Origin of the sequence: Odoribacter sp. N15.MGS-14 (assembly GCF_000980245.1) — a bacterium.
In the GTDB taxonomy this organism is placed as follows: domain Bacteria; phylum Bacteroidota; class Bacteroidia; order Bacteroidales; family Marinifilaceae; genus Odoribacter; species Odoribacter splanchnicus.
In genome coordinates this window covers 16,446-36,242 of sequence record NZ_LARE01000013.1, presented here as the reverse complement: position 1 = coordinate 36,242, position 19,797 = coordinate 16,446, and the positions used below count along the sequence as shown (strand labels likewise).

Genomic DNA, 19,797 nt, shown 5'->3' with positions numbered 1-19,797 from the left:
TTATCGTTTAGCATTCCTCTGCCATTGCCGGAAGGGAATTAGTTTATAAAGTTCGTAAAGAACTTTATAAACTTTATAAACTAGAGAAAGTACGGTATACCAACACCCTGGCATCTTCTTCCAGAATAACGGTAAACTCCTTGCCGGTAGCTTCGTTCAATGTCGCTTCCCACCAATACAGGAGACGCCTTTTTTCTATCGGATAACGAAGTCCGGATACAGAAATCCTACCATTAGGATACAATGAAAACAAGGAAACCTGTTGTCCCGGTTCACTATCCAAAGTAGTCGTCCGGTATAAGGGTGTAAACCATCCGAAATCGGAAACCATTTCTACCCGTTCGAATTCAGTCACATACTGGGCCAGCAAAGAAATATTACCCAAGGTATGATCTTCACGCCTACCGGTAGCCCCCAGAATCAATACTTCCCGGAAGCCTAAAGTTTTGACATAATTCACAGCCTTGGTCAAGTCGTTCGTCTCCTGATCTTTCACCCGGTGAATCCGATCGGAATAACGGTTTCGAACCGGTTCCGGCAAACTATCCAAATCACCGACAACCGCATCCGGTAGCCGGCCATTCTCCAATCCGATCACAGCCCCATCACAGGCAACAACAAATTCAGCCTGCCTCAATAGTTCCAATGCCTGTTGCCCTGTCGGAAATAAACCGTTTGCAACAACCACACATTTATATCTTTTGATCATACCACTTTCCTTTCTTTTTCCAATTGATCCATCCTACAATCGCTAATACGCCATAACATACAAATAAAAAGCAGGTCGGATACAAAGCCCGCTGATAATACAACAATGCCGACACCCCGTCGATCACCACCCAAAACCACCAGTGTTCCAATATTCTCCGGGCCAGCATCCACGTTGCCGTAATACTCAAAGCTGTGGTAAAAGCATCTCCGGCCGATACGGGCGAATCGGTATAATCCGACAAAATGAAATACAACGTACCGTACAAAAAAACAGTTACGACAGTAATGCCCCATATCAGCCTGATATTCAAACGACGGTACAATATCAGCACTTCAGTGCCTTCCTGTACAGCCTTTCCCTTATGCCATTGCCAGAAACCGTATATACTGATGCAGACATAATAAATATTCAGGCTCATGTCGGCATAGAATTTAGAGAAGAAAAAAACAAAGATATAGACAAACGAAGTAACAAACCCGACAATCCACATTGCCCGATGCTGAACGATCTCCAAACCGAGATAAAGCAAACCCGTCAATACACCGAAATATTCCAGTCCTTGTTCCATGCGTTTTCCTTAAATATACAACTGCAAAAGTAAGTTTATTTCGTTACTTATTCGTCTCCGGTGACCGGAATTGTCGACCCGGTCACTTCCACCGGTCAGTGAAGGAAAGCCTTAACGGACCGGTCCAGGCGAACCGGTCTGACGATATAAAAACCGGAATCGGAATAGAAAGAAAAAATAAACCTAGAATCAAATCGGCCTATAAAGTCTATAAAGTTCATAAAATGCATCGACCGGCGTTCTTTCCCGATCATTTAAAATCACCGAACAAATGTCTCAAAGCTATCAGCGGGTGATAAAATAACATTCTCGGACCGGCATAGCGCATCACCTGCCGCATTTTCTGCCGCATACCGGGTTTATAGCAATGTATTTTACAATGTTTACACGAAGTTTTACGTTCTCCAAACGGACAATGCTCCAAACGGGCATGCGCATACTCCAACAAAACCCGGCACTCCTCGCACAAACAATCGTTCCCTTCCTGCTTCCGGCAATACAAACGGACCATCATCCCGACCACTCTTTTTTCTCTTTCAATCCGGGACATATCCATCTACAAATTTCCGATATTGTTTTTCAACTTCCTGCAAGAGCTTTAAAGGACATTTCGATCGTTTATCAAAAAACGAAACCGTTACCGTCAACCCTTCCTTTTTTTTCACCTTGCTCCAATTACCTATAATCTGTCCGTCATATAAAATCACCGGATAAAACGTCCCCCACCTGTTAAAAGCTTTCGAATGGTGCTTTTCCGGAATAACGGGAGTCCGGTCTTTATAGCTCACCAAATACTCATCGAAAGGAGGAAGCAATTGGATCAGATCTCTATTTTCCGTTTTCCGACAAGCTGCAAACACCCAAAACGCCTGTCCTTCAAAATGTTCTTCAACTAGAAGTTCTTTAATCGAACCGATCGCCTGTTGGGCTTCTGTCACCGTCAGTCCCGACCACCAGACGAAATCTTTTAGAGTAGCAGGAGAATGACTACGAAAATAATTGACAGCCAGACGCGCCAAAGCTTCTTCCCTGGGCAAGGAGGAGGCAGTGGCCACCTGTTCATCCAGCAAAGCATAACCGGGCTTTCCATTCTTATCCGCACCGCTACATACAATCCCTTCCATTTCGGCCCGGAGCACATAACGTCTTACCCGATCGCCGGTAACAGGGACTCCGGCATGCCCCAACTCCATTTCTATCTCTTCACGCGTGAGGCAGTTTCCTCCGGACAGCATCTTACCGATCAAATCATTACACTGAGTATATTGATTTTCTGAAATGTCCAGTCCACTGGCTTTCACCCAGGAATCGATCACCTTTTTGAGCCGGGAAGAAGTGAGTTGCAACATCCAGCGTAAATCTTTTCCGGCAACATAATGCCAGGTAGGACGCATAATGTGAGTCCGCACAATTTCCCCTTTCGCCAGGGCCTCATTTACTTGCGCAATCGTAGCCGACTTCAAACGCAGCCCGACAGCCCATTTCGACATGGTATAATCTTGTGCCTGCATGGCTCCCATCCAACCGACCAAATCGGCAGGATGCCCGAATTCAGGTTCTGCCAACTGATGGCATGCCATCCGAATATCTGTCAATGTACCCATTTTATCCGATCTTTACCGCCGCAAGTTGGCAAAATTGTCTGAGAATAATGCATATTCAAATCATAATTTTCCAGCAAATTTACCGAAGTCATCACTGAAATCACTATTTTTAAAACAAAAGATTTTCGTAAAAATGCCAGGCCGATCATGCTACGCTGTGGACCGATGACATATTCGTAGGTTTATTTTTTCTTTCTATTCCGGTTCCGGGTTTTGTGCCGTCAGACCGGTTCGCCTGGAACGGTCCTGCTCCCATGGTCTTCCGGCATAAACCCTGCATCTCACGTTAACACGACCTGGCAAAGGAAAAATTAGAAAAATTTTATAGAATAAAATACCGGCTCACCTCTATCGGATTATGGATAGTTGGGTTACTTTACCGGAAAATCTTTTTTCGCTGAAATTTATGGTTTTCAGGTCCGGTTTAGCTTGCCAGGCAGTGATAACGGGAGTCGAAGATGTTCGTGTTCGGGGACCATTGGAGCTCCGGCGAGTGTCGTCTTGCTTTTTCTGAACGCCCGACCGGTGGTGTCTGACGGAAACGTAACGTAAAGTTTTTTGCGGAGTGAGGAGTTCCTCCGGTCAGTGATAGAAAAAGCCAGATGACCGACAGAAGCGACCGCGTCCCCCAACACGAATACCGAAGACGAACAAGGACCGGAATAATTCTACATAAAAAATAACCGAGAAGTTATCATTTGGTAATTTTTTACCCTATAGTTTGCCTTACCTTTGCGACGAAATTCAAAAAAAGAGGAATATGAGAGACAGTATTGATTTCGGAAGCATGAACATTTCGACCTTGTTCAGAAAATTATTGATTCCGACAGTTTTAGGAATGATATTTTCAGCAGTATTTGTAATCACCGACGGTATCTTTGTCGGGAAAGGAATCGGTAGTGATGCTTTAGCAGCCGTTAACATCACTGCCCCTTTGTTTATGATCACGACGGGTATCGGCCTGATGTTCGGTATGGGCGCATCTGTAGTCGCTTCTATTCACTTATCCCAGGGGAAAGTAAAAGTAGCGAATATCAATATCACCCAGGCAATCGGATTCGCTTCTTTACTCATTCTGATTCTGTCCGCCCTGTGTTGTCTGTTTTTAGAACCTTTGGCCCACTTGCTGGGAAGTTCGGAACGCCTATTGCCCGGCGTTATGGAATATATGATCTGGTATATTCCTTTTCTGGTATTCTATCTAATCCTGAATGCAGGGATGTTCTTCATCCGTTTAGACGGTTCCCCCAATTATGCCATGATGTGTAATGCTATAGCAGCAGTAACCAACATCCTCCTCGATTATATTTTCATCTTCCGTTTCGGCTGGGGACTGATGGGGGCAGCCTTTGCAACCAGTCTCGGGACAACGATCGGGGGACTGATGACAGTTGGTTATCTGCTGCGCCGGTCACATACTTTACATCTGCAACGAATCAAATTAAGCCGGAAAAGTATGCAACTTACCGCCCGGAATATCGGTTATATGGTTAAGCTCGGTTCATCGGCCTTTGTCACCGAACTATCCATCGCCTTTATGATGTTTCTGGGAAATTACGTATTCATCAGTCATTTAGGAGAAGACGGAGTAGCAGCATTCAGTATCGCTTGTTATTTTTTCCCGATTATTTTTATGATATACGACGCAATCGTGTTATCGGGTCAGCCGATCCTCAGTTATAATTTCGGTCTCCGGGATACATCACGGATCAAACAAACCCTCCGTTTGATGTACAGAACAGCACTCCTCTGCGGAATAAGTTTTTTCACCCTCACCGCCCTTTTCCGCCACCAGATTGTCGCTCTGTTTATCGGACCGGAATATGCAGCTTATCAGATTGCAGTGAAAGGTTTGCCTTACTTTGCCTTCGGCTTTATATTTTTCGCCGTCAATATGATTGGAATCGGTTATTATCAAAGTATCGAACGGGCACATCGGGCTACCGTCATCACCCTGCTACGCGGGATACTATTTATGCTGGTGGGCTTCCTGGTGCTTCCTATATTACTCGATGTAAAAGGAATATGGCTGGCCGTCCCTCTGGCAGAAGTACTCACCCTTCTCCTGATCGGCAGCCTTTATCTGCACGAAAAGCAGAAACAGAAGTCTTAAATTTACCGAAATCGGCTTTACTCCTGTGGAGAACTTTCGGTCTTGTCCGCCGCCCTTACGACTACCTTAATCTAAAATTAAGCACTATCTTTGCAGGGCAAAAAGAACAGATCAACTATGGAAGTCTTTATCGAGAAATTCTGCCGAAGGTATAACCTTTCAGAAACGGATGTAAAAGCATTGACAGAACAAATGCAGGAAGTACGTTTTAGAAAAAAAGAAGCTATTGTCATTGAAGGAGAACGCAATAGCAATTTATACCTGATCAAAGAAGGAATCTGGAGAGGACATTATCTGAAAGACGGAACCGATACGACTATCTGGTTTGCTTCTGTCGGTGAAATAGCCTTTTCGATCTGGGGATATGCCGACAATTCGATCTCCCAAATCTCTATAGAAGCCTGTAATGACAGTATCGCATACAGTATTCCGCGCCATCTTTTAACCAAGTTATTCGATTCATCCCTTGGATTAGCCAACCTCGGGCGCCGTCTGATGGAGCAACAATTGCTTACCACTGAAAACTGGTTACTCAGTAATGACAGTCCGCGTGCTAAAGAACGCTACCTGACTTTAATCCGGGAAACCCCGGAATTATTGCAACATGTCCCGCAAAAACACATCGCTTCTTATCTGTGGATCACCCCGCAGTCACTGAGCCGGATTCGGGCAAAAATAAAGCTATAGAGCAGGAATTTCGTGTTTAGAAACTTTTAGTTGTTAAGACTTCCCAAACTGCTCACCTCACTTATCCCCGTCAATCGATCTTATGCCGTACGACAGTGATTTTCCGCTTTTCGATCCGGAGATATCCTTCATCGGCCAATTCCGACAATACCCGGGCTAAGGAGGGACGTGCCACTCCCAGGATATCGGCGATCTCTTGTCGACTACGCGGATTTTCATGTTCGCGAAGATAAGCCAGCAAGCGGGTTTTCAAATCCTGCAAGGCAAAAGCATTCAACTTACGGCTCAAAAAAATACTCCGGTCGGAAATGATCCGCAGAAAATTATGCATCACTATCTTTTCCCGATGCATCAGGTCTACAAAATCAGTCCGGTTCAAAACCAGCACTTCACAATTTGTTAAAGTGGTAATATTTACCGGGAAACGGTTGTCTGTAGCAAAAATAAAAGCCGGAGCCAACAAACGGGGAGCTTCGATCTCCTCTATCGTCACCTGTTTCCCCTCTTCATTCACCATATTAGTCCGTACCCGGCCACTATACAACAAATACAACGACTGACAAACCGTCCCCTGTAAAGCAATAAAATCACCGATACCAAACTCACGCAAAGCATTCGGAGTACGACCGATAAAATTTTCCAGGAACCTTTCTGAAAGCCCTCTGAAAACCGGAGCCTCTGCCAATTTCTTATAATCCATCATCCGTCTTGTTTATTATTTATTATCCTTCTCCCTGCAAACACCTTTTCCCTCAATAACCCAACAACTTCATAACTCTATAACTCAGTAACTCAACAACTCAGCAACTCTACAACTCAACAACTCAGCAACTCAACAACTCAGCAACTCAACAACTCTCCTCCCCAAATATAGCACAATTCCCCTCCATATTTTTTTCCATTGTAACATTTGTGACAATTCTTCTGTAATAAGATTCCGATTTTTGTCATTACATTAAAACAGACAAATATGAAACGCACGATAATTAAAATCGACGACTCCCGGTGTAATGGTTGCGGTCTTTGTGTAAAAGGTTGTCACGAAGGGGCTCTGCAACTGATCGAGGGCAAAGCCGTTCTAGTGAGCGAACTCTATTGCGACGGTTTGGGGGCCTGTTTAGGAGAATGCCCGCAGCAAGCGATAGAACTGGAAGAGAGAGAAGCCGAAGCTTATGACGAACGTAAAGTGATGCAACGCCTGCTCCCCAAAGGAGAAAAAGTGATCTCCGCTCATCTCCGTCATCTGGCAACTCAGGGACAGCAGGATTATCTCCAACAAGCCATCGACGTATTGGAGGAATCACAAAAACAAGCCATCGGTATCCCGGCATCGGCGCAAAACCAAACGGATACCTTCACCTCACCGGTATCGATGCCCAGCGAATTACAACAGTGGCCCGTTCAGTTACATTTACTGTCTCCGACCGCTCCCTGGCTGAAGAAGGCGAATCTATTGGTTGCTGCGGATTGTACAGCCTATTCTGCCGGGGATTTTCATACCAACTGGCTTCGTGGGAAACGCCTGGCTATCGCGTGTCCGAAACTGGATCATGGACAAGAAATATATCTCGAAAAATTGATTACGATGATCGATGAAGGAGGAATAGACACCCTGACCGTTATGATCATGGAAGTGCCTTGTTGCAGTGGGTTATTGCACCTTTGCCAGAAAGCCCGTCAAAAAGCAAAACGCAACATTCCTTTAAAGATGGTCAAAATCAGCCTACAGGGCGAAATTTTAGAAGAAATATGGCTATAAGATTACTTTTTACGTATAAAGTAAAAGGTATACAAATCAATAAAATGTTATGAAAGAATCGATGTTTTGTTTTCAATGTCAGGAGACAGCCAAAGGGACAGGCTGTACAGTCCGCGGAGTATGCGGTAAAAACAGTACAACTTCGGCTCGCATGGATTTGCTGCTCTTTGTAATCAGAGGAATTTCTATTGCAGCCCACACCTTACGTACGCACCGGATATTACCCGATCCACAAGTCAATGCTTTTGTCATCGACGCCCTCTTTTCGACTATTACCAATGCTAATTTCGACGAAAAAAGCATCACCGAGCGGATCAATCGGGGGTTCAATCTTCGCAACCGTCTGGTTGCTCAGGCATCGTCAGCCGGTATCACCTTTCCTTCGGCCGACGAATTGACCAGGAACGGAGCCCCGGAAGCTTATGATGATAAAGCGGCTGAAGTGGGGGTATTACGCGAACCGAACGAAGATCTGCGTTCACTGAAAGAATTAATTGTATATGGACTCAAAGGAATGGCGGCTTATACCGGGCATGCTATGCGCCTGGGATACGATAATCCGGCTCTTCACGAATTTATACAACGTACCTTGTCCGATATCGCTATCGGTAACCTGTCGGTCGGAGAACTCACCGCCCGTGTCCTGCAAACCGGGACATTCGGCGTACAGGCCATGGCCCTACTCGACCAGGCCAATACCGGAAGTTACGGTAATCCTGAAATCACCGAAGTCAATCTGGGCGTCCGTTCTAATCCCGGAATCCTGATCAGTGGACACGATTTGAAAGATATGGAAGAGTTGTTACGGCAAACCGAGGGAACCGGAATCGACGTGTATACCCACAGTGAAATGTTACCTGCCCACTACTATCCGGCATTCAAAAAATACAAACATTTCGCCGGTAATTATGGAAATGCCTGGTGGAAACAACGGGAGGAATTCGAAACTTTTAACGGACCGATCCTTTTCACGACCAATTGTATCGTACCCCCATTACCGGCAGCCACCTACACAGCCCGGATGTACACGACCAATTCAGCCGGATATCCCGGATGTAAACACATCGTAACAGATGCGGACGGGAAAAAGGATTTTTCGGAAATCATCGAAAAAGCAAAAACCTGTAAACCTCCGGTAGAAATTGAAAAAGGAACCATTGTCGGTGGCTTTGCCCATCACCAGGTCATTCAACTGGCAGACAAGGTGGTCGAAGCTGTAAAAAGCGGAGCTATCCGTCAGTTTGTAGTCATGGCCGGATGTGACGGACGCATGAAAATACGGGAATATTATACCGAATTTGCCAAATCTCTCCCCTCCGATACAGTGATACTCACAGCTGGCTGTGCCAAATACCGTTACAACAAACTGGGTTTGGGAAACATCGGAAACATTCCCCGTGTCTTGGATGCCGGACAATGTAACGATAGTTATTCACTGGTACGCATAGCCCTGAAACTGCAAGAAGTATTCGGACTGAAAGATATCAATGAACTCCCTATTGTTTACAATATCGCCTGGTATGAACAAAAAGCCGTTATCGTACTACTGGCTTTACTGTCATTAGGTATCAAAAATATCCATCTGGGACCGACCATGCCCGCTTTCCTTTCACCGAATGTCGCCAAAGTCCTTACGGAAAAATTCGGTTTGAGCGGCAAAATTTAAAGCGCCGGAAAATGAAAGAGTAACAGCGGACAAAGCGATAAAAATCAAATTCAGATCGCTTTATCCGCTGTTACTGTCATCATCTAATACAAAAGGCTGTCACGGAGAAACTCCGGTTTTCTTTTCTGCGTACAACCGGAAAATAAAAATTTATATCATGACAGCAAATCGAAAAAAAGCACCCGAATATCTGAAAGACGATCATCTTAGTGTCGGTACAAAAGAATATCTCAAAGTATTGAATTCAGGTGACAAGCCGGTGGAATCGCTCTCTGTTCCGGAAGCCAGAAAGGTGTTGGTAACAGCACAAGCCAGCGTAAAAACAGACCTTTCCGGCATTGAAGAATCGGAAAAAACAATCACAGTGGACGATCACATGCTCCGTCTGAATATCCTCCGTCCTCAAGGTTCTAAGGAAAAGTTACCGGTATTCATCTTCATCCACGGTGGAGGCTGGGTATTAGGAGATTACCCCACCCACAAACGTCTGGCCCGTGATCTGGTAGTCGAGTCCGGTTACGCCTGTGTGTTCGTCAATTACACGCCTTCGCCCGAAGCCAAATTTCCACAAGCGATCGATGAAATATATGCAGCGACCTGCTGGGTGGCCGAGCATGGGGATGAAATTCATGTAGACGGTCACCGCCTCGGTATCGTCGGCAACAGCGTCGGGGGCAATATGACTATCGTCACCAGTATGCTGGCCAAAGAGCAAAAAGGGCCTGAAATCAAGGTACAAATCCTGATGTGGCCGGTAACGGACGCGAATTTCGACTGGGAATCCTATGATCTCTACGGAGAGCAACGTTTCCTAACCATTCCCTTGATGCAATGGATGTTCGACCAATATCTTACCGAGCAAGACGACCGCCTGAATCCTCATCTTTCTCCTGTACAAGCCTCTACCGAAGAGTTACAAGGTCTTCCTCCCACCTTGATCGAAGTTGCAGAAAACGATATCCTTCGAGACCAGGGAGAAGCCCTGGGCCGTCGTCTCGACGAAGCAGGTGTTGATGTCACCACCATCCGTTTCAACGGCGTGATCCACGATTGGGGGATGCTCAACGGATTCGCCACTTTACCTCCTACCCGTTCCCTGATCCTTTTTTCAGCTGCTATGCTCAAGAGATACCTGGAATAGCTCCCTCCCCCCACAAGCCATGCCTTTAGGCTTGTGGGGATCAGTGTCCCTCGCAGGGCCCGACCGGTCAGCGATCTGTAAACCCAACCACCCAAGTTGACACAACCGCTTATCGATCCTTTAGGGGTAAACTCACTTCTTACCTCACCGGCGTATAGTCGATAACCGATTCCTCTTCGGTCGCTTCCAGTTTAAATATGACAGGACGCAAACCGTCATTACAACTACATATAGCTACCCCGGGTTTTCTGATCCAGTCGCCATAATAAAACAATGTTTTACCCGCTCCATGCGAAAGCGCAAAAACATATTGGTAGATCGCTTTCCAGGCCTCATCGCAAAAGCCCTCGGGTTTAGCATAGTCGGCATAAAATACCTGCCCGGCTTTTAACATCGGACAAGCCTTCAAACCTTCTGCTCCGTACTCTTTTACCAACTCTTCGTCCAAAGTGGTTTTCAACACCGTTATCTTTACTTTTTTCATCGTATTCCGATTTCAAATTATTAAACCATCTTATATTCAATAACGTACCGTACGACGAGGTGAACCGCTCCAGGAACATCCCAAACAATAAATCACAGTCAGGTCGAACCCTTCGAGACTCTCCCCCTCCTTGGCGGCAATAACCTCAAACTCAACTGTCACAAACACCAAACGCCGTTCTTTTTTCTCGTTCAACACATAGAAATTCGGTATTTTACATTGCGGACACAAACGTCTTTTCATATAACTATCCTTTTTATTTTCTCACTCTATATCAATTATAAAAGCCCGGTCCCTGCCAGCTTCCGTAAAAACGGATTGCGAAGACAAGCGACAAACTGCTCGTAAGTATATACCGGCCGGAGGATGACTGGCTCTCCGGCAGGTGCAGTCGCTGAAAGCAGATCCGACATCCGGTGAAATAATTCCCAACGCAGATGAGAAAGCAAAGAATCCTCGATCCAATAAGAAAAAAGGGTATTCGGACTATTTTTTTCCAAAGCTTTCATTTGCTTGTAAAGAGGATATCCGTCGGATACATCGTGCCATAAATCCACAAAAGCATGGTCGTAATAGCCGTCGGACATGCAATTCGTCGCAAACTCAAAAGCATCTTGCCGAACGATATCGATCTTCTCCTTTTTAGGAAATTGAGGAAGGATATGCTCCCGGAACAGAGCGATGACATTTTCGTCCCTTTCGACAATAGTCAGCGTTTTCACTTCCGGTTTTTCAGAAACCATAAAAGCATAATACCCCATTCCGAGTCCGAAAGCAACAACCCGCCCCGCTGCCCTGGCTATGGGTTGCCGCATGGTTTCTATTTCATTCGGTTTAATAGCCATCCACTCCTGCCCGTCCTCCATGACTGCCGGGAATGAAAATTCCGTATCGAAAAATCCGATCTGTGGAATTTCTTTCAACTCTTCATCGGTCCGGATATCATCACAAACAAACGCTTCATAGGGTTTATATTTTTCAATGGTCAGCTTCCAATTTCCAAAATGAGCTTCAGGAATCCGAATTTGCCGGTAATAAGGATTCATCCGATATTCCTGCGGATCGAGCCGGCGGATACCGGACCTCAGATAAGCTGTCGACAGATAACGATCCCGGGGATTATTTTCCACATCCAGTCCACAAGCAGCGACCAACAAGCTGGTATAGGCTTCTGCTAACGTAATTTCACACTCACCGGTGATCCCCTCTATCAGTTCTTTCGTGATAAAATCAGGACATACCGTAAGATATCTGCTCATTAATCCCAGCACCTCATTATTCATCTCCAAAACCTCACCCAGATTTTTTACTTTCCGGCGGTCGATCGGACTTAAATCGATATTCATTTTCTCCTATTCTAAAAATTCAATCTTCACTCCTCAGAAGTCTTCTTTCCTACTCTCACCACCACTTTTCCAACTTCCATCAACTTTTGTGCCTCCGGTATTTCTTCAAAGGAAAATGTTTTGTAAATATACACTTTTAATATCTCTCCGACAGGATTAACAAAGCATATACGAATCTCCCGCTAATCAAGTTAGCGCCTAATGTCATTGAAAAAACTTTCTTTGTATAAAAAATAATCACTATCTTTGCCACGAAAATACCACCGCAGTCAAATTGTTTGTCCGGATACCGCCGGATATCCGGACTGCCAGTTACCGTTAAATTTATTTATCACTGTTTGAAGTGAAACCAAGATCCGTAATGGGTCCGGTTTATATCGTTCTTTGACATATCCTCATCTATCAGCCCGTAAATAGATTTATCGACAAAAAGTAAAAACCATCGATTAAAAAATCTTAAAATTATGACATCCGAAATATTATTTCAAGAAAATACCGAAATCGACTCAATACAACAAATGATCACAACAATCCATAACCATATCGCCGAATACCGATCCAACCTCTCCCGAAGGCCCAACGTCTATCGCCCTAAAATAGCCGAATTACAAGCTAATCTGGCTCAAATTTACTGGTATGATTATAAAGATTACCATTCAGCTGAAAAGTTATTTCTTCAGGCATTGGAGAACTACGAAAAATATTCAGGGCGCAGAATCATCATACAGAGTCATAAATTGAAGATTATGGACTTTTTAGTAAACCTATACAACCGTTCGAATCGTTTGGAACTTTCCGAACAAATATTACTGCGAATGTTGGAAATACAAAAGAGACTGGCAGAAAACTATTGGTGGATTTACCTCGAAGATGTAGCAATAACCCAATGGCGGTTAGGCAATCTATATGTCGACATGCGACGCTTCAATTCGGCGGAACGGCTGTATTCGGCCAGTCTGGATACCCGATCCGAATTCGACCGGGAAGATATATACCGGTATCGTCCTGCAACGGCACAATGCCAGCGAAGCCTGGGAAAACTTTATGAAGTACATTTAAAAAACTATCCGAAAGCAGAGCAATGTTACCGCAAATCGATCGAAATATTACAAGAACTCTGTGAAAACGAATATGAACGCTGCAATTTCATCCGTTCATTACAACATTCCCAACTTCTTCTGGCCCATCTGCATAGCGATACCTCCAGCGAACAGGATCGTCCGGCAAACTAAAATTCCGCATTTTACGATGCCGGCAAAAGCTACGATCGAATAAGTGTAATCTATCGCCCCTCCAATTTCCAGTGTAGTGACCGTTTATCCGTCATTACCGTTTTATCTGCTCAAATCCTTAACAATCCCTGGCAAAGGGCTATTTCCTTCGGGTCACCCGTATGTTTACCTTCCACATCGGAAAGCTTTACGACAGGCCAAAATTCTTTTCCTCCCTGAGGTTTACACTCGAACATTTTGATTACCATGTTCAGCGGTTTTACTCCGACATCATTAGACAAGAAAGTACCGATCCCATAAACATCATGTAATCGTCCGTTCACAAAGGAGCGAATATTTTCTACCCCTTCCAGATCGAGAGCATCGCTATAGACCACGGTCTTTGTCCGCGGATCGATCCGTTTCTCCCGGTAATGTTTCAAAGCTTTCTCGGTAAATACATAAGGATCACCGCTATCCCAACGCAACCCGTCGAATAGCTTAGCATATTGCGTATCGAAACTGCTGAAAAAGTTATCGGTTGTATAGGTATCCGTCAAGGCTATCCCCAAATGCCCGTCATACACATCCACCCAATTAGCCAAAGCCAGAGCATTGGCAGACCGATAGCCATAATGTGCCCCATGGTACATAAACCATTCGTGGGGATGAGTTCCCATAGGAGTAAGGTTATACTTCATCGCCAGGCATACATTACTGGACCCTTTCAAGTATTTGCCGGAATACTCCTTCAATATTCCGATCACCCGATCCTGTACCTCGAATGAAAAGCGGCGCCGTGTGCCGAATTCCGATATTTCTGCACCGATCTCTGCAAAACGACGGGCTTTATGGATCGCTTTTTCTTCCACCTGCCGGGCAAACTGGCCGGTCATCTGAAAATAAAGTTCCGATATCATCGCCATTAAAGGGACCTCCCAGAGTACCGTACGATACCATAATCCACGGATCTCGAGTTCCAGGCTACCCCCATTTTGCAGAATCCTTACTTCTGAAGGATCGAAACGATATCCTTTCAAGAGATCGAAAAATACAGAATCGAAATAATAACATTTTCGCCGCATAAACCGTTCGGCCTCGTCGGTCAAAGTCAATCCGCGCATCTCTTCCACTTCTGCCTGTAAAGCTTCGGCAAATCCTGACGGGAAATCGGTTTCTCCCCGGTTGACAAAACGATATACGACTTCGGCATCCGGAAATTTCTTCTGAATGGCATTCATCGTTGTAAATTTGTAGAGATCGTTATCTGTAAAATCTTTGATTATCATATGCCTTCGATTAAAAATTCGACCTCAGCGCCGTTGTCGTTGTAAAACGGGCACCTAAAGGCTCAGGCCAGATCGTATGTACATAATGCCTTTAAATAGTCCGGCACCACTTGTCCGTCGACCTTAGGCTTCCATACCCCCAGCTTCCGCCTGAATCCGGGTAATCTTCATTATTCCCATTTTAAATAAAAACCCTTTTCCGTAAAATACCGATATTTTACCCGATCAAAGCGATAATACCTGACCTTCCTACCGTTCTTCGCCCGATTTTCCTGTTCTGCATCGACCAATAATCCGGTCCCTACCATCTTTCTACGAAAATTATCCCGGTCGAGTGTACACTGTAAAACCGATTCGTATAAATGCCGAAGATCGGCCATCTTAAATTCAGGGGGCAACAGATCGATCCCGATCGGCCGATACCGGGCTTTTAACTTTAATCGGTCGGCAGCCATTTGCAGAATTCGTCGATGATCGAATGCCAGGGGCGGTATTCCGGACAAAGGAAACCATTGGGCCCTATCGGCATCGTCCCCTGCCTTCACTTTACAATCCTCCCATCTGACCAAAGCATAATAAGCGATACTGACAACGCGATAACGAGGATCACGATCGACATCCGAAAAAGCATATAATTGTTCGAAATTCACTACTTTCAATCCGGTTTCTTCTTCCAACTCCCTGCGGGCACAGGTTTCTGCATCTTCATCCATATCCATAAAACCTCCCGGCAAAGCCCATTTCCCTTTAAACGGTTCGTTCCCTCTCCGGATCAATAATACCCTCAACTCCCCCTCGCCGAATCCAAAGATAACCTGATCGGTCGTCAACGCGGGACGGGGATATTTATAACAATACTGGTTTTCCATCATGCATCTGCCTTTTATATCACAAATGAAAGAAATAAAAACAACAACACAAAACCAGTCCTAAGGTTCAACAAAAAAATGTTTCCAGCTAACCTATAAGTTTTCTTTCTGAGTTTACCAGGACTCAACTCAGTGCCCGGCCGGGATACAAAGGTAAGAAGCCCGAATAGCCGATAAGATTGTATTCAAAAGTATAATACAGCGCTCCAGGAACGGGAGCGATTGTGTGGGGGCTCCACACAATCGCCACATTTCCGTGATCTATAACGAACCGATCCGTTTATTCAAAGCATTTTCAAAATTTTTCAGTATAGGATCAACCGGATTAAAAAGCTGACGGAATATATGTAATCCTTCTTCACACTGAGCTTTATTTCCTTTTGCACACAACATCGCATTTAATTGCATCGTCAATCCCCAACGGTCCGAAGCAGGAAGGGACATAAATTGTTTTTTAAAAATAGAAAGTACTTTATCCATTTTATCCATCCGAAATGCATCGTAATAATCCAATATGGACAACAAATAACTTTTCCGTTCCGGCCGAACAATTTTGATATCCTTCCTCAGAGTCTTAAAACGTCCGGCATCATATTCTTTCTCATCAAATACAAGACTATTGACAGTATTGAATACCGGAACGTAAAGTACTTTCTGAATCCATGCTTCCAGTTCCTCCGGAGCAATATAGGCAGTAAATAATTCCCGGTGTTTTGCGACAAAATGGAATGTATACGACGAAGGATCCGACAGGTAACGCCGAATCAGCTGCCAGTCCTCTTCGTTAACCGTCTCTCCATTTTTCCGGCAAAGCTCATCCAATACGGCCGGAATTTTATCAAACCGATATCCCCCCCCCAAAGTCGTAATATACCGGCGAAGGAAATCAGCCTCCCGGTCACCTGTTTCATAACGTTTCTGCATCCCTGCAATCGAATTTTCCGGATCCATTCCTTCCCGGATCAGCCGGATAAATTCACCGGCATCATGTCCGCCAACGACCCGGTGTACCTCGTTCCCTGCTGCATCCAGCAATAAATAAGTTGGAAATACCTGCATCCCATAACGCTTCAATAACTCCCGTCCCTCGCCCTTTTCCATATCAAATTTAACATTGATAAAATGCTCGTTAAAGAAGTGCCCCACTTCCGGATCGGTGAAGACAGTAGTATTCATCATTTTACAAGGAGCACACCACGAAGTATAACCATCCAAAAAGATCAGTTTACCCGTCGCTTCAGCCTCTTGTAAAGCATCCTGAAAACTACCGGTCCTGAATTGAATTCCTTTGCCGGCAGCCAATAACTTTTCCAACTGTTGCGTAATCTCTTCCCGGCGCAACTCCTTCGCCTTGATCAAACCGTCTTTACCAATGATAAAACAATTAGGCACTCCGGCAATATTATATGCCTTAGCCACCGGACTCTTCCAGGCTTTCAGATCTGTCAGACAATACCAGGGCACAGTATGAGTTTCCAGGTCCTTCAACCATTTATCCCGGTTATCATCTAAATGAATGGTGATAAACACCACACTATCTTTAAACCGTTCATAAGCCTGCCGGATGGAAGGAATTTCCTTCTTACACCAACTACACCAGGATGCACTGAATTCCAGAAAAATATATTTTCCCTTAAAGCTAGCCAAGGTATACTCTTTTCCCTCCCGGTCGAACACCTTAAAATCGGCAGCAGGCATTCCCGGACGCACTTTACTCTCCTTCTCTAAACTTTGTCTCACTTCCTGTAAACACAAAGGATCAAATCCCGGTTCAAACCGATTCAATACTTTTCCGGTATTTTCAAATCCCAGATTAAATACCAACCGGGTAACCAACTGTGCCGCCGCTTCACTTTTTTTGGCATCTGCACGGAAAGCCAATACACTATCAATGGATTGCATCAATAACTTTTCTCTCTCTGCCGACAGCCGGCGTACTCCGGCAATATCTCCCTCCATAAACTTCTCACCGATAGCCATATTCAACTCACCCGAAGCTTTATAGCAGGATAAACTCAATAGATAATCATTATAAGCACGCAGCTCATCAGACACCTGCTGTTGTGCATATATTTCCTGTATACACAACAAGAACAGACAAAATAAAACAACTAATCTTCTCATCAAATTTTATTCCATTAGATATTATTCATACTTCCAAGAACCACCCGATTTATATATCAAACCTTTGACTTCTCCGGGAATTTGTTTCACATGCTCGAACTCCTGTCCATCCGTACTCGTCCAATAGAAGTCATGAGTATTTCCATTTTGTACACACACACCGAACTGTTCTCCATAAGAATCAAGGGTAAAAGCTGTTATTGTTCCTGTTTTAAAATCGGCTACAGCTACCGGAGTATCGTTCAATTCAAAATTATACCGGAAAATTTGTGCTCCCTGAGAATAATAAGCCTCCTTCGTTGTATATCCCACTGCAAAACGGGTCTTTTCATTCACAACTGCCGGAAATACATCCTGTGCAATTGTTGTCAATGTCGGTTGTCCTCCCACGATCCCGAATTGAAAACGCTGAGTATAATATTTTCCATCCGACTTATCCCGCAAAACGGCATAAAACAAACTCTTCCCCTGCTGCTGAGAAGCCGGAGCCAGATAGATCAACTCTTTATCAGGATCAACCAGGCTGAATTTTTGTCCCGCATCCTCCACCTGATCTAATCCCCGTAACTCTCCGTTATCCAAAAACAAATATCTTCCTTCATTTTCTTCATAAAATAAAGCGACATTATAATCAGGAGGGAAACTATACCCCACCACAGAAGAGAGCTTATAATCCCCGTAGAAAGGAAAATCCGGATACCGGTCCTGGTACAAATACCCTCCGGGAGAATAACGGACATACAATTTCCCGGACCCGGAAACCAAACAGGAATAATTCTTTATAAAACAAGCTGCCTTAATTTCTTGCAAATCTTCCGGCAAGCTTCCGCCGACAAATTCCTCTCCGGTCCACACCTCTTTCCGAAGGTTACTCCAGTCTAATTCTACCGGTCCGTCCGATCCCGGCCCTCCGGCCATCACCAATACACCGTTTGCATTCAAACCGGCATCAAAATGTTCTACCACTCCATAAGCTTTAGGCCCCAATTCCCTGTTATTAACTGCCGTATAAACATTCTGAAAAAACTTTTTACTGCTCGCCAACATGTTCAACTCCGCTTTTCCTTGATTTTCAGTCATCCACATCCAACCATTCGTAAAATTACTTAGCAAAGTCACCCGAAAACGCTGACTATATGAGATTCCCGTACGTTCGTCTTTAACGATAAAAGCACCGAAAATATCATTCCACCCTTGGGGTTCTATCCCAAAAGTAACATTCAGACATTTTTCAGTAGAAACCACAAACGTATCCAGCTTCCATTGATAGGATAGATCATCATGTGCCTGTGTACTATCGGTAAAACGAATAATCGGTTCCGGCATCGTAAAAGGTTCTCCAAACCAGAGTTCATATTTTTTATTTTCATCGATCCCATCAATTTCAATTGCATACATTGTTTTATAATCATAATTTCCTTTATCCTTATAGCAACCGGCCATTACCAGTAATGCCAGTAACAATATATATATCTTATTCATAACTCGATCTAAATTTAATTGGTACCCCTTTATTACTATCCCACCATCTTCACCTGCATAGGTTGATTATTCTCATCCATGATTACCCGTCCCTGAGCGGCTTCTTCTTCCAGATAATATTTAAACTTCAGGATAGCGGCCCTCTTTTCCGGATAAGCAATATTTTCCAAATCAAAAGTACCGCTAATCCGGATAAACAAACGATATTTCGTTTCAGAATAACTACCCAATCCTTCGGTTTCATGCCACTCATCCCACCATCCGGGCCGAACGATCCGATCAGTCAGATATATTTTACAACTATTACTCTCCGGGAAACACAATTTAAAATGGGCACTCTCCACCAAATCCAACTGCAGATACAATTTTTCCGCTTTCAATTCTTCTGTATTCATCACTTCAACCCAAAGTGTATCCGTAACCCGATTGGCCCGCAACTTACAGTTTTGCGCCGGAATATTGAAATGCACCCCTTCCTGAACCGTACTTGCCGGATTTACCTTTACCTTATATTCGCGGTCATAATCCAACACTTCGCCTGTCACTTTCACTTCTATGCCAATACGATCTGTCGTTGTCTTTCCAGCCAATCCGAAATTATAATCCACACTGTCTTTTTCAAACACCGATACAAAACGTATATAGTCCGTACCCGAATACTTTTCGAGGTCTTTTTCACAGGAACAGAACACCAATCCCATTCCCAACCCTATGATCAATGCCAATATCTTTGCTTTCATAC

19 protein-coding genes are annotated in these 19,797 nt (G+C 44.4%); 6 read left to right on the top strand and 13 right to left on the bottom strand.

The genetic code is table 11. From position 1 onward, the window contains the following. Positions 1-73: 73 nt before the first annotated feature. The 4 genes from WS34_RS04810 to WS34_RS04795 form a co-directional block, all read right to left on the bottom strand. Positions 74-709, bottom strand: coding sequence for a thiamine diphosphokinase (locus WS34_RS04810; RefSeq protein WP_022161288.1), 636 nt, complete (start codon positions 707-709; stop codon positions 74-76). Next, entirely contained in the window at positions 693-1,280 is a 588-nt protein-coding gene (gene pnuC / locus WS34_RS04805) for a nicotinamide riboside transporter PnuC (protein WP_022161289.1), read from the bottom strand. Before pnuC ends, WS34_RS04810 begins: the two co-directional genes overlap by 17 nt. A 250-nt stretch (positions 1,281-1,530) precedes the next feature. Continuing rightward, complete coding sequence (locus tag WS34_RS04800; RefSeq protein WP_046403471.1) at positions 1,531-1,836, bottom strand: nitrous oxide-stimulated promoter family protein; 306 nt, start codon at positions 1,834-1,836, stop codon at positions 1,531-1,533. Beyond that, positions 1,817-2,884 carry a winged helix DNA-binding domain-containing protein gene (locus WS34_RS04795; protein ID WP_046403469.1) on the bottom strand — a complete coding sequence of 356 codons (1,068 nt, stop codon included), beginning with the start codon at positions 2,882-2,884 and terminating at the stop codon, positions 1,817-1,819. The genes WS34_RS04800 and WS34_RS04795 overlap by 20 nt, the downstream gene beginning before the upstream one ends. Positions 2,885-3,644: 760 nt before the next feature. Between WS34_RS04795 and WS34_RS04790 the strand changes: the two genes are divergently transcribed. Both WS34_RS04790 and WS34_RS04785 read left to right on the top strand, forming a co-directional pair. After that, on the top strand, positions 3,645-4,997 hold the full coding sequence (locus WS34_RS04790; RefSeq protein ID WP_046403466.1) for an MATE family efflux transporter: 1,353 nt from the start codon (positions 3,645-3,647) through the stop codon (positions 4,995-4,997). A gap of 117 nt (positions 4,998-5,114) precedes the next feature. Then, positions 5,115-5,684 (top strand): Crp/Fnr family transcriptional regulator, encoded by a 570-nt coding sequence (locus tag WS34_RS04785; protein WP_022159976.1) that lies wholly within the window; start codon positions 5,115-5,117, stop codon positions 5,682-5,684. Between the two features lie 70 nt (positions 5,685-5,754). Here the strand turns inward: WS34_RS04785 and WS34_RS04780 are convergent, their stop codons facing one another. Further along, positions 5,755-6,384 (bottom strand): Crp/Fnr family transcriptional regulator, encoded by a 630-nt coding sequence (locus tag WS34_RS04780; RefSeq protein WP_046403463.1) that lies wholly within the window; start codon positions 6,382-6,384, stop codon positions 5,755-5,757. Positions 6,385-6,654: 270 nt separating this feature from the next. Here WS34_RS04780 and WS34_RS04775 point away from each other — a divergent pair, with 270 nt between their 5' ends. The 3 genes from WS34_RS04775 (at position 6,655) to WS34_RS04765 (ending at position 10,250) form a co-directional block, all read left to right on the top strand. Further along, positions 6,655-7,443 (top strand): ATP-binding protein, encoded by a 789-nt coding sequence (locus tag WS34_RS04775; protein ID WP_046403461.1) that lies wholly within the window; start codon positions 6,655-6,657, stop codon positions 7,441-7,443. 49 nt (positions 7,444-7,492) lie between these two features. After that, positions 7,493-9,109, top strand: a complete 1,617-nt coding sequence (gene hcp / locus WS34_RS04770; RefSeq protein ID WP_046403459.1) for a hydroxylamine reductase — start codon at positions 7,493-7,495, stop codon at positions 9,107-9,109. A 157-nt stretch (positions 9,110-9,266) separates the two neighbouring features. After that, complete coding sequence (locus WS34_RS04765) at positions 9,267-10,250, top strand: alpha/beta hydrolase (RefSeq protein WP_013611379.1); 984 nt, start codon at positions 9,267-9,269, stop codon at positions 10,248-10,250. A 139-nt stretch (positions 10,251-10,389) separates the two neighbouring features. Here the strand turns inward: WS34_RS04765 and WS34_RS04760 are convergent, their stop codons facing one another. Genes WS34_RS04760 through WS34_RS04750 form a run of 3 tightly spaced genes read right to left on the bottom strand, consistent with a single transcriptional unit; the run spans position 10,390 to position 12,080 of the window. Beyond that, positions 10,390-10,734: a TIGR04076 family protein gene (locus WS34_RS04760; protein ID WP_046403457.1), complete on the bottom strand. Its 345-nt coding sequence runs from the start codon at positions 10,732-10,734 to the stop codon at positions 10,390-10,392. A gap of 36 nt (positions 10,735-10,770) precedes the next feature. Further along, the gene (locus WS34_RS04755; RefSeq protein WP_013611381.1) at positions 10,771-10,977 is read right to left on the bottom strand and encodes a hypothetical protein; all 207 of its coding nucleotides are present in this window, start codon (positions 10,975-10,977) and stop codon (positions 10,771-10,773) included. Positions 10,978-11,012: 35 nt separating this feature from the next. Then, complete coding sequence (locus WS34_RS04750) at positions 11,013-12,080, bottom strand: spermine/spermidine synthase domain-containing protein (protein ID WP_046403455.1); 1,068 nt, start codon at positions 12,078-12,080, stop codon at positions 11,013-11,015. 464 nt (positions 12,081-12,544) lie between these two features. Between WS34_RS04750 and WS34_RS04745 the strand changes: the two genes are divergently transcribed. Beyond that, positions 12,545-13,312, top strand: a complete 768-nt coding sequence (locus tag WS34_RS04745) for a tetratricopeptide repeat protein (RefSeq protein WP_013611383.1) — start codon at positions 12,545-12,547, stop codon at positions 13,310-13,312. Between the two features lie 110 nt (positions 13,313-13,422). Here the strand turns inward: WS34_RS04745 and pncB are convergent, their stop codons facing one another. The 5 genes from pncB to WS34_RS04720 all read right to left on the bottom strand — a co-directional run bounded on the left by pncB (position 13,423) and on the right by WS34_RS04720 (position 19,795). Continuing rightward, positions 13,423-14,580, bottom strand: coding sequence for a nicotinate phosphoribosyltransferase (pncB, locus tag WS34_RS04740; protein WP_013611384.1), 1,158 nt, complete (start codon positions 14,578-14,580; stop codon positions 13,423-13,425). A 170-nt stretch (positions 14,581-14,750) separates the two neighbouring features. Next, positions 14,751-15,452 (bottom strand): NUDIX hydrolase, encoded by a 702-nt coding sequence (locus WS34_RS04735; RefSeq protein WP_013611385.1) that lies wholly within the window; start codon positions 15,450-15,452, stop codon positions 14,751-14,753. 258 nt (positions 15,453-15,710) lie between these two features. Further along, the gene (locus WS34_RS15415) at positions 15,711-17,573 is read right to left on the bottom strand and encodes a thioredoxin fold domain-containing protein (protein WP_286693631.1); all 1,863 of its coding nucleotides are present in this window, start codon (positions 17,571-17,573) and stop codon (positions 15,711-15,713) included. Positions 17,574-17,594: 21 nt separating this feature from the next. Beyond that, entirely contained in the window at positions 17,595-19,055 is a 1,461-nt protein-coding gene (locus WS34_RS04725) for a PKD-like family lipoprotein (protein WP_046403452.1), read from the bottom strand. Between the two features lie 35 nt (positions 19,056-19,090). Beyond that, the gene (locus WS34_RS04720; RefSeq protein ID WP_013611389.1) at positions 19,091-19,795 is read right to left on the bottom strand and encodes a DUF4843 domain-containing protein; all 705 of its coding nucleotides are present in this window, start codon (positions 19,793-19,795) and stop codon (positions 19,091-19,093) included. Positions 19,796-19,797: the final 2 nt, after the last annotated feature.